This window comes from Sphaerotilus sp. (genome assembly GCF_041083715.1).
Lineage (GTDB): Bacteria > Pseudomonadota > Gammaproteobacteria > Burkholderiales > Burkholderiaceae_C > Sphaerotilus.
Genome location: NZ_JBFPGY010000130.1, coordinates 1 through 10721 on the forward strand (window position 1 = coordinate 1; position 10721 = coordinate 10721).

Annotated in this window: 11 protein-coding genes; 3 read left to right on the forward strand and 8 right to left on the reverse strand. The window is 68.4% G+C overall.

Features of this window, described 5'->3' with window-relative positions:
* The coding region (locus AB3X43_RS06120) for an MFS transporter (RefSeq protein ID WP_369428979.1) at positions 1 to 887 on the reverse strand (887 nt) is incomplete at its 3' end.
* A 124-nt stretch (positions 888 to 1011) separates the two neighbouring features.
* On the opposite strand from AB3X43_RS06120, the gene htpX reads away from it, so the two are divergent.
* The 3 genes from htpX (at position 1012) to AB3X43_RS06135 (ending at position 4431) form a co-directional block, all read left to right on the forward strand.
* Complete coding sequence (htpX, locus tag AB3X43_RS06125) at positions 1012 to 1887, forward strand: protease HtpX (protein ID WP_369428980.1); 876 nt, start codon at positions 1012 to 1014, stop codon at positions 1885 to 1887.
* Positions 1888 to 1929: 42 nt separating this feature from the next.
* The gene (locus tag AB3X43_RS06130) at positions 1930 to 3054 is read left to right on the forward strand and encodes an MBL fold metallo-hydrolase (protein WP_369428981.1); all 1125 of its coding nucleotides are present in this window, start codon (positions 1930 to 1932) and stop codon (positions 3052 to 3054) included.
* A gap of 123 nt (positions 3055 to 3177) precedes the next feature.
* Complete coding sequence (locus AB3X43_RS06135; RefSeq protein WP_369428982.1) at positions 3178 to 4431, forward strand: acyltransferase family protein; 1254 nt, start codon at positions 3178 to 3180, stop codon at positions 4429 to 4431.
* Here the strand turns inward: AB3X43_RS06135 and clsB are convergent.
* From clsB to AB3X43_RS06170, 7 genes are all read right to left on the reverse strand, one after another.
* Positions 4334 to 5623: a cardiolipin synthase ClsB gene (clsB, locus tag AB3X43_RS06140; protein ID WP_369428983.1), complete on the reverse strand. Its 1290-nt coding sequence runs from the start codon at positions 5621 to 5623 to the stop codon at positions 4334 to 4336. The genes AB3X43_RS06135 and clsB overlap by 98 nt on opposite strands.
* Before the next feature lie 35 nt (positions 5624 to 5658).
* Entirely contained in the window at positions 5659 to 6459 is an 801-nt protein-coding gene (locus tag AB3X43_RS06145) for an endonuclease/exonuclease/phosphatase family protein (protein WP_369428984.1), read from the reverse strand.
* Positions 6456 to 6947, reverse strand: coding sequence for a dihydroneopterin triphosphate diphosphatase (gene nudB, locus AB3X43_RS06150; RefSeq protein WP_369428985.1), 492 nt, complete (start codon positions 6945 to 6947; stop codon positions 6456 to 6458). The genes AB3X43_RS06145 and nudB overlap by 4 nt, the downstream gene beginning before the upstream one ends.
* A gap of 73 nt (positions 6948 to 7020) precedes the next feature.
* On the reverse strand, positions 7021 to 8817 hold the full coding sequence (aspS, locus tag AB3X43_RS06155) for an aspartate--tRNA ligase (RefSeq protein WP_369428986.1): 1797 nt from the start codon (positions 8815 to 8817) through the stop codon (positions 7021 to 7023).
* 23 nt (positions 8818 to 8840) lie between these two features.
* Positions 8841 to 9506 (reverse strand): DUF502 domain-containing protein, encoded by a 666-nt coding sequence (locus AB3X43_RS06160; RefSeq protein WP_369428987.1) that lies wholly within the window; start codon positions 9504 to 9506, stop codon positions 8841 to 8843.
* Positions 9507 to 9518: 12 nt separating this feature from the next.
* The gene (locus AB3X43_RS06165; RefSeq protein ID WP_369428988.1) at positions 9519 to 9833 is read right to left on the reverse strand and encodes an FmdB family zinc ribbon protein; all 315 of its coding nucleotides are present in this window, start codon (positions 9831 to 9833) and stop codon (positions 9519 to 9521) included.
* Between the two features lie 27 nt (positions 9834 to 9860).
* The coding region (locus AB3X43_RS06170) for an AarF/UbiB family protein (protein ID WP_369428989.1) at positions 9861 to 10721 on the reverse strand (861 nt) is incomplete at its 5' end.

A 10721-nucleotide genomic window follows, 5' to 3' on the forward strand; every position in this document is an offset into this window, starting at 1 on the left:
GCCACCAGCGCGACCACCGCCAGCGCATTCAGCATCCGCAGCAGCGGCACCGCACCCCAGCGCAGCACCAGCCGATCCCCGGCAAAGCGCATCGCCATCATCGCCATCGCGAACACGCTGTAGCCCAGCGCGGCCTCGGCCTGCGTGGTGCCCAGTGCGCCATTCAGGTAGACGGCACTCCAGTCGGCCATGGCACCCTCGATCAGGAACGCAGCGAAGATGATCGCGCCCAGCCCCGCCAGCGCGGCCTCGGGGCGGGCCCAGCGCGGAGCTTCTTCCTCGGCCTCGTGCACATCCCCGATGTGCCCGCCCAGCCAGCCACGCGCCCACAGCACGGCGCCGATCGCGGCCAGGCCGATGCCCGCCAGATGCCAGCCCGGCCAGACGCCCTGGTGCGCCAGCCAGCCGCCCAACAAGGCGCCGGCCAGGCCGCCGGCACTCCACAAGCCGTGCAGCGACGACATGATCGGCCGCCCCACCCGCTGCTCCACCTCGACCGCCAGCGCATTCATCGCCACATCCATCGCGCCGTTGGCCGCACCGAACAGCGCCAGCGCCAGACCGAGCAGCCAGCCATTCGGCGCCAGCGTCGGCAGCACCAGCAAGGCGCCATAGGCCAGCGACACGAACAGCGTCACCCGCCGCGCACCCCAGCGCTGCACGCCGTGGCCAGTCGGGCCGAATGCGCACAATCCACCCACCGCCATGCACAGCAGGGCCGACCCGAGTTCACCCTCGCTCAGCCCCAGCGGCCCGCGCACCGCCGGGATGCGCGACACCCAGCTCGCGAAACCCATGCCATTGGCGATGAACAGCAGCGCCACCGCCACGCGGGCCCGGACGACCTCGGGCAGGGTGGCAGCGGGCAGGATTGCAGTGGTGGGCATGGATGGAACCGGTTTCATCGCGACAAAAGTGCATTGTCCGAAGGAACACCCCCTTGATGCACTGGTGAAGAACCCTCAGATACGCTGGCATCCCGAGGCAACGCCACCCACAAGGAATCGCGCCATGAAACGCATCGTCCTGTTCCTGCTCACCAACCTGGCCGTGATGCTGGTGCTGGGCATCGCCTCCAGCGTGCTCGGCATCAACCGCTACCTCGATGCGCAGGGACTGCACCTCGGCACCTTGCTGCTGTTCTCGCTGTTCATGGGCTTCACCGGCGCGATCATCTCGCTGCTGATGAGCAAGCCCATGGCCAAGTGGAGCACGGGCGCGCAGGTCATCAATGGCTCGGGCGACCCGATGCACCGCTGGCTGGTCAACACCGTCGCACGCTTCGCCGAACAGGCGGACCTCGACATGCCCGAGGTGGCGGTCTACGACGGTGAACCCAATGCCTTCGCGACCGGCGCGTTCAGGAACTCGGCGCTGGTGGCGGTGTCCACCGGGCTGCTCAACAGCATGAACCGCGAGGAGGTCGAGGCCGTCATCGGCCACGAGATCGCGCACGTCGCCAACGGCGACATGGTGACGATGACGCTCATCCAGGGCGTGCTCAACACCTTCGTCGTCTTCATCTCGCGCGTGGTCGGCTACGTCGTCGACCGGGTGATCCTGAAGAACGACAAGGATGCCCCGGGCCTCGGCTACATGGCCACCACCGTGGTGATGGACCTGCTGCTCGGGGTACTGGCGTCGGTGATCGTCGCCTGGTTCTCGCGCCAGCGGGAGTTCCGGGCCGACGCGGGCGCCGCGCAGCTGATGGGCGACCGCCGCCCGATGGTGCATGCGCTGGCCCGCCTGGGTGGCATCGAACCGGGCGAGCTGCCCAAGAGCATGGCGGCGATGGGCATCTCGGGCCACCCGAGCGGGCTGATGGCGCTGTTCTCCAGCCACCCGCCGATCGAGGACCGCATCCGCGCGCTGCAGAACGCCCAGTGAAACCCATTGACGCCCTGCGGGCCTTCCGATGAAAGCATCTCCATGAAATCCCTGGGTCGACGGGCAGAAGGCGAACGCCTTGAACGCATGCAGGACTCGCCGCGCTGGCATGACGGCCGCTTTCGCAACCAGCATCCGATCCAGCCGGGTCTGCGCGATCCGGCCGCGTCGATGCCGACGGTGCGCGAGTTCCTCTGGGGCGGCGAGCGGCGCACGCCGGGCCGGGCGCTGCCGACGCTCAATCCGCACACCGTGTGGGCACGCCGCCCGGACTCCGGCCTGCGTGCCACCTGGCTCGGGCACTCGACGGTGCTGCTCGAGATCGACGGCTGGCGCGTGCTGACCGATCCGGTCTGGGGGGCACGCGCCTCGCCGTCCACCCTGCTGGGGCCGAAGCGCTTCCAGCCGGTCCCGGTGGCACTGGACGCGATGCCCGCCGTGGACTGCGTGGTGATCTCGCACGACCACTACGACCACCTCGACTACCCGACCATCCGTGCACTGGCCCGCAGCAACGTGCCCTTCGTCACCTCGCTGGGCGTGGGCGCACACCTGCAGGCCTGGGGCATCCCGCCAGCGCGCATCACCGAGCTGGACTGGTGGGAGACGCACACCGTGCCCGGGACGGACCTGTGCATCACGGCCGCGCCCTCGCAGCACTTCTCCGGCCGTGGCCTGAAGGACCGCAACGCGACGCTGTGGTCCTCGATGGTCGTGCGGGGCACCCGGCATGCCGCGTTCTTCAGCGGCGACACCGGGCTGACCACCGAGTACGCACTGATCCGGCAACGGCTGGGTCCGTTCGACCTGGTCATGCTGGAAGTCGGCGCCTTCCACCCGGCGTGGGGGGACATCCACCTCGGACCGGCGAATGCGCTGAAAGCGAATGCGCTGCTCGGCGGCGGCACCTTCCTGCCGGTGCACTGGGGCACATTCAGCCTCTCGACCCACGACTGGGACGAGCCGGCGGAGACCCTGCTGCAACTCGCGCCGGCCCATGGCGCGCGGCTGCTGATGCCACGGCTCGGCGAGCCGGTGGAGCCTGTGCAGGTCGACACGGTCGCACCGTGGTGGCGGGACCTCCAGTCCGCACATGCACCAGCCCCGCTCCCCGCAGCAACCACGCCAACAGCGCTGCCAGCCACGCTGCCCTGGCCTCTGGACTGACCCGCTGGCGCAACGCGCCCGACCACCTGCCAAGCACGCCTTCAGGAAAACCCGCCATCCCTCAGCGAAAATCAATGTAACCAATAGTTACTTGATCACATGAACGCTGCCGCAGGGAAGGCCATGAAGTCCGTCGTCGACGCGCCGCTGCGCGGGCCGTGGATTCGGGAGGCGTCGCCGATGCGCCTGCGGTCTCCCGTGCTGCTCACGGCGCTTCGGCAGCCACGCCTGGCAGGGCTGGATGCGCTGCGCGCGCTCGCGGTCCTGCTGGTCATCGTCAACCACCTGGGCATGGACCGGATCGGGCCGGTCATGGTCTTCGACGGCGCGGTGGGGGTGGAGCTGTTCTTCGTGATCAGCGGCTTCCTGATCACCTGGCTGCTGCTCGACGAACACGAGCGCCATGGCCACATCGCGCTGGGCGCCTTCTACCAGCGCCGCATCGCCCGGCTGCTGCCGGCGTCCCTGGCCTATCTGCTGGTCGGCATGGGACTGCTGGCACTGCGGCAGCAGCCGATTCCGTGGGGTGCGGTGGTGTCCACCGTGTTCTATGGCACCAACTACTACCAGGCCTTCACCGGTGCCGCGTCGCACTACCTGTCGCACTGCTGGTCGCTGGCAGTGGAGGAGCAGTTCTACCTGGTCTGGCCCTTCCTGCTGGCAGCACTGCTGCACCGTGGCCAATCGCCACGGGTCGCGCTGGCGGTGTCGATTCCGCTGGTCTGGTTCTACAAGGCGGTGCTGATCTTCGGTTTCGGGGTCGGCGAGGTCTACCTCTACCGTGCGCTGGAGACCCGCATGGACCAGCTCGCCGCAGGCTGCCTGCTCGCCGTGCTGCTGAAGACCCCCCGCTGGCGGCGTTATGTCGAACAGTGTGCCCGCCAGCGCTGGCTACTGCCGGCGCTGGTGGCGGGGCTGGTGCTGTCGACGTCCCTGCTGCGCGGCACGGGTGCCGTGGCGGACCAGCAGCTCTACGGCTTCGCACTGGAGACGGTGCTGCTCTGCGCGCTGCTGCCGCTGGTGCTGATCGAGGCCACAGGGCGGAGCCCCGCCGCTGCCCTGCTCAACGCCCCGGCGCTGGTGCTGATCGGCCAGATCTCCTACGGCATGTACCTCTACCACCCCTTCATCGTGCACCCGATCCACAACGCCGTCACTCGGCTGGGCGGGCCGCACTGGCTGGGCATCGTGGCGGCGATCGGGGGGCTGGTGGCGGTGTCCTGGGCCTCGTTCCGGTGGTTCGAGCAGCCGCTGCGGGCGTGGCTGCGCCCACGGTCGTTCAGTAGCGCCCCGTCACGCCCGCCAAGCGCAGGTACACATAGGCCGCCCACTCGACCAGCACGCGCGGTGCCAGTCCGGCCCAGCCCTGCGACTTGACCCGCTGTGCGGTGATCGCTTCGGACTGCGCCAGCGCCCGACCGATCTCCACCGCCAGATCCTGCGCGAAGGTCGCATCACGCACGACCATGTTCGCCTCCAGATTGAGCAGCAGCGAGATCGGGTCGATGTTGGAGCTGCCCACCGTGGCCCAGTGGTCGTCGACCAGCATCACCTTGGCGTGCAGGAAAGCTGGCACGTACTCGTAGATCTCGATGCCGTGGCGCATCAACTCCTCGTAGAGCACGCGCGCGGCCATCGCAGCAATGCGGTAGTCCGGCTTGCCCTGCATCAGCAGGCGCACCTGCACGCCGCGCCGCGCCGCCTTGCACAGCGCGCGGCGGAACTCCTGACCGGGGTAGAAATACGGGCAGATCAGCCAGATGCGCTGCTGCGCCGAGCGGATGGCGTCGATGTAGGCGCGCTCGATGGTGCGGCGCTGGCGCAGGTTGTCGCGCACCACGAAAGCGGCCTGCACCGACGGCTGGGCATCGTCCAGCCGTGCCACACGGTGGCCGCGCCGGGTCAGCCGCATCTGCCGCAGGAGGCCACGCAGGTGCTGCACCGGACGCTCGGTGTGCATCAGCAGGCGCATCTCCTGCTGCCAGTCGCGGCCGAACCAGGAGCGCGACCACATCGCCCGCACCGCCTGCTCCATCGGCCGCACCACCGGACCGACGGCACGCACCGCGAAGTCCAGCCGCGGCAGCTCGGTGTGGCCATGGTGCAGGTCGATGTGGTCGTCGATGACATTGATGCCGCCGACGAAGCCAACCGCGCCATCCACCACACACAGCTTCATGTGCAGCCGCCGCAGCTGACCGGGTTGCAGCCAGTGGGTCCAGCGCTCCAGCGGGCGGAACACCGTCACCGCGATGCCCGCGGCGCGCAGGCGGGGCTCGACCACCGCCAGATCGTCGTGGGCCCCAAAGCCGTCGATCACCACCCGGACCCGCACCCCGCGCCGCGCCGCCCGCTCCAGCGCCACCGCCACCGCCATCGCGGCCGCATCGTCGTGGAAGATGTAGGTGGCCAGCCAGATCTCGTGGCGCGCATTGCGGATCGCGCTGATCATGGCCGGGAACAGCGCGTCTCCGCCACGCAGCAGCTCGACCTCGTTGCCGCCGCGGAACACCGGCCGCGGCACCAGGTACCAGGACATCGGCTCGTTGTCCTGGTCAGGATCGAACATGCTGATCGGATCGATGGGAACAGGATCGCCGGGCTTCACGTCAACTCCAGCTCCACCAGCAGCGGCAGGTGGTCGGACATGCGCGCCCACACCGGCCCCCGCGGCACGTTCATGTCCAGGCAGCGCAACCCGCGGGTGTAGACACGGTCCAGCGACAGCAGCGGCATGCGCGACGGGAAGGTGCGCGGCGTGCGACCGTGCGCACCGGGCGGATGGGCCCGCACCAGTCCGGCGAGCTGGAACATCGGATCCAGCCGCTCGCCCCAGTCGTTGAAATCGCCCGCGACCACCACGGGCGCATCGGCCGGAATCTCGCTGCGGATGTAGGCCCCCAGCCGCTGTGCCTGGCGCACCCGGCTGGCGTGCATCAGGCCGAAATGCGCGACGATGGTGTGGATGTCGACGCCCCGCCAGCACACCTTGACGTGCAGCAACCCGCGCTGCTCGAAGCGGTGGTCCGACACGTCGTGGTGCTCCACATGGCCCAGCGGCCAGCGCGACAGCAGCGCGTTGCCGTGCTCGCCGTCGCGGGTGACGGCGTTGGTCCGGTAGGCCGCGCTGTAGCCGTCCGGGGCGAGGAAATCGGCCTGGCCTTGTTCGGGCCAGCCGAACCAGGTGCGGTCGAAGTGCCGCGCGTCGCCATGGTGGAACAGGCGCACCTCCTGCAGGAAGACCAGGTCCGCGTCCAGCGCTTCCACCCCCAGCCCCAGGTTGTGGATCTCCAGCCGCCGGCGCGGGCCGACGCCGCGCACGCCCTTGTGGATGTTGTAGGTCGCCACGCGCAGCCGCGGGCCGGCCAGACCCCCCGGCAGGGTCATCGGCATCGTCGGGGTCATCGGGCCACCGATCTGGGCGGCAGGAGGTGCCGTGGCAGATGCAGGATCGCCTCGGCGTTGCTCGGTGAGAAGCAGCGGTCTGCCGCTTCGCGCCAGGGCAGCCAGACATGCTGCAGGTGCTCGCGCGGCGCCAGCGTCACGGTCGTGCCGGCCGGCACGGTCAGGCCGAACACATGCTCGGTGTTGTGCGTGACGCCCTCGGCATAGCGGTGGCGCCAGACGGGGTAGATCTCGTAGACGTTGCGCAGCGCCCAGTCGCGCAACGCCTCGTCCGGCACCTGCGCCGTACCCACTCGGATCCCGGTTTCCTCGGCCACCTCGCGTCGGGCGGTCTCGCGCAGTGGCTCTTCGAGCATGTCCTTCGAGCCGGTGACGCTCTGCCAGTAGCCAGGCTTGTCGGCGCGCTCGATCAGCAGCACCTGCAGGTCGGGCGTGTGGATCACCACGAGGACGGATTCAGGGATCTTGGGCGGGAGACGGGTGATCATCCCCAAAGCATAGCGGCAACCAGGACGAAAAAAGGCGCGGACCTCGCCGCGCCTGGATGCCGGAACCCGAAGGTCAGCCTTGTGCCGCCACCTGCGCGTTGCGCAGCCGGATGTGCAGCTCGCGCAGCTGCTTGTCCTCGACCACCGACGGCGCGCCCGTCAACAGGCACTGCGCACGCTGCGTCTTCGGGAAGGCGATCACGTCACGGATCGACTCGGCCTTGGTCATCAGCGTGACCAGGCGGTCCAGACCGAAGGCCAGGCCACCGTGCGGGGGCGCACCGTACTGCAGCGCGTCCAGCAGGAAGCCGAACTTGAGCTGCGCGTCCTCCTTGCCGATGTTGAGCGCGCTGAACACCTTGCTCTGCACCTCGGCACGGTGGATCCGGATCGAGCCACCACCCAGTTCCCAGCCGTTGAGCACCATGTCGTACGCCTTGGCAATGCACTTGCCGGGGTCCGTGTCCATGTAGTCCTCGTGGCCATCCTTCGGCGCCGTGAACGGGTGGTGCACCGCGTTCCAGCGGTTCTCGTCCTCGTCGTGCTCGAACATCGGGAAGTCCACGACCCACAGCGGCGCCCAGCGGTCCTCGAACAGGCCGGTCTTCTTGGCAAACTCGCTGTGGCCGATCTTCAGTCGCAGCGCACCGATGGCGTCGTTGACGACCTTGGCCTTGTCCGCACCGAAGAACAGCAGGTCGCCATCCTGCGCACCGGTGCGGGCGAGGATGTCGCTGATCGCCTGGTCGTGCAGGTTCTTGACGATCGGCGACTGCAGACCTTCGCGGCCCTTGGTGATGTCGTTGACCTTGATCCACGCCAGCCCCTTGGCGCCGTAGATCTTGACGAACTCGGTGTAGCCATCGATCTCGCCGCGGCTGATCGACGCGCCACCGGGCACGCGCAGGGCCACGACCCGGCCGCCCTTGGTGGTCGCCGGGGTCGAGAAGACCTTGAAGTCGACCGTGCCCATCACGTCGGTCAGCTCGGTGAATTCGAGCTTGACGCGCAGGTCGGGCTTGTCGGAGCCGAAGCGGTGCATCGTCTCGGCGTAGGCCATCACCGGGTAGTCGCCCAGCTCAACGCCCAGCGCCTTGCGGAAGACGTGGCGGATCATGCCTTCGAACATCGAACGGATCTCTTCTTCGGTCAGGAAGGAGGTCTCGATGTCGATCTGCGTGAATTCGGGCTGGCGGTCGGCGCGCAGGTCCTCGTCGCGGAAGCACTTGGTGATCTGGTAGTAGCGGTCGAAGCCGGCCACCATCAGGAGCTGCTTGAACAGCTGCGGCGACTGCGGCAGCGCGAAGAAGTGGCCGTCGTTGACGCGGCTCGGCACGAGGTAGTCGCGGGCACCTTCCGGGGTGCTCTTGGTGAGCATCGGCGTCTCGATGTCCACGAAGCCCTGCTCGTCGAGGTACTTGCGCACTTCCATCGCCACGCGGTAGCGCAGCATCATGTTCTTCTGCATCGCCGGGCGGCGCAGGTCGAGCACGCGGTGCGTCAGGCGGGTCGTCTCGGACAGGTTCTCGTCGTCGATCTGGAACGGCGGCGTGACGCTCGGGTTCAGCACGTCGAGTGCGTGGCACAGGAGTTCGACCTTGCCGCTGACGAGGTTGGCGTTCTCGGTGCCCGCCGGGCGGGCGCGCACGAGGCCGACCACCTTCAGGCAGAACTCGTTGCGCACGCCTTCGGCGACCTTGAACATGTCGGCACGGTCCGGATCGCAGACGATCTGCACCAGGCCTTCGCGGTCACGCAGATCGATGAAGATCACGCCACCATGGTCGCGGCGACGGTGGGCCCAGCCCATGAGGGTGACGATCTGGCCGGTCAGTGCTTCGCTGACCTGGCCTGCATAGCAGGTACGCATGGCGGTGGTGTCTTTCTTTGGATTCAGTGGGGGGCCGCGGCAACGGCGACGGCCGGGGCGGCGTGCACCGGCGGCGCGACCACGCCCATGGAAATGATGTACTTGAGCGCCTCGTCCACGCTCATCTCCAGCGCCCGCACATCGGAGCGCGGGGCCATCAGGAAGAAGCCGGACGTGGGATTCGGCGTCGTCGGCACGTACAGGCTGACGAACTCGGTGTCCGCGGGCGTGCCCATGCGCTCGGCCACCTCGCCTGCGGGCTTGCCGGTGACGAACGCGATGGTCCAGCAGTCACGCCGCGGGTATTCGACCAGCACGGCCTCGCGGAACGCCTGTCCGCTGCTGGAGAACAGCGTGTCGGAGACCTGCTTGACCGAGGTGTAGATCGACTTGACGATGGGGATGTTCGACATCAGCCGGTGCCACTGCCGCAGCCACCACTGGCCGACGAAGTTGGCGACGAACATGCCCGTCAGCAGCATCATCGTCAGCAGCGTCAGCACACCCAGTCCGGGGATCGACGACAGTGTCTCCAGCACCGTGTGGGCGCTGGCCGGCAGCACGGCCGTGGCCGCATCCAGCAGCGCCTGGAACACGCTGTTGAGCAGGCCCAGCACCCACGTCAGCACCCAGATGGTGATGGCCAGCGGCAGCCAGACAAGAAGGCCGGCAATGATGTATTTTTTCACGCTGGAGATGCCTCAATGGCAGGCGCAGGAGCCGCCACAGGGAGCCGACGGCGCGGCGGTGGCGGCACCACCGCCGCTGTCCGGAGAAGCCGCAGGCGCGGCTGCGGGTGCGGCCCCCCCTGCAGCGGCAGCCGGCGCGGCGGAGCCACCGCGGAAATCTGTCTGATACCAGCCCGAGCCCTTGAGCTGGAATCCGGCAGCCGTCACCTGCTTGGAGAACGATTCGGCACCGCAGGCGGGGCAGGTGGTGAGGACCGCGTCGGACATCTTCTGCAGCACGTCTTTCGCGTGCCCGCAGGAGGAACAACGATAGGCGTAGATCGGCATCGCTAAACCCTTGATTCGAAACAGGAATTATAGAGGAGCCAGGCGGTGGAGCACCTGGATGGCCAAGGCCCCGAGCAGGAAGCCGACCGCCGCCCAGCCAAAGGCCTGCAGCAGCCGGTTGGTGCGGCGCTGCTCGACCAGCAGCGCCTCCACCAGCTCGCGTGACGGACCGGCCGCGGTCGTGGCCGCCACCGTGCGCGCCAGCAGCGCTTCATGCAGCAGCCGCGGCAGCTCGGGCAGGAAGTGCGCGTAGCGCGGCGCCTCGTTCTTGAGCTGGCTGACCAGCGCGCGCCAGCCGATCTGCTCGTTCATCCAGCGTTCCAGGAAGGGCTTGGCGGTGCTCCAGAGGTCCAGCTCCGGGTCGAGCTGGCGACCGAGACCCTCGACATTGAGCAGTGTCTTCTGCAGCAGCACGAGCTGGGGCTGGATCTCCACATTGAAGCGGCGCGAGGTCTGGAACAGCCGCATCAGCACCTGGCCGAGCGAGATGTCCTTCAGCGGCCGGTCGAAGTGCGGCTCGCAGACGGCACGCACGGCGCCTTCGAGTTCATCCGCGCGCGTGCCCGGCGGCACCCAGCCAGACTCGATGTGCAGCTCGGCCACGCGCCGGTAGTCGCGGCGGAAGAAGGCGATGAAGTTCTGCGCCAGGTATTCCTTGTCGCGCGCATCCAGCGTGCCGACGATGCCGAAGTCCAGCGCGATGTAGCGCCCGAAGGTGGCCGGCGCGGTGGACACCATGATGTTGCCCGGGTGCATGTCGGCGTGGAAGAAGCCATCGCGGAACACCTGGGTGAAGAAGATGGTCACACCGTCGCGGGCGAGCTTCGGGATGTCGACTCCGGCGGCGCGGAGCTGCTCGACCTGGCTGATCGGCGTGCCGACCATGCG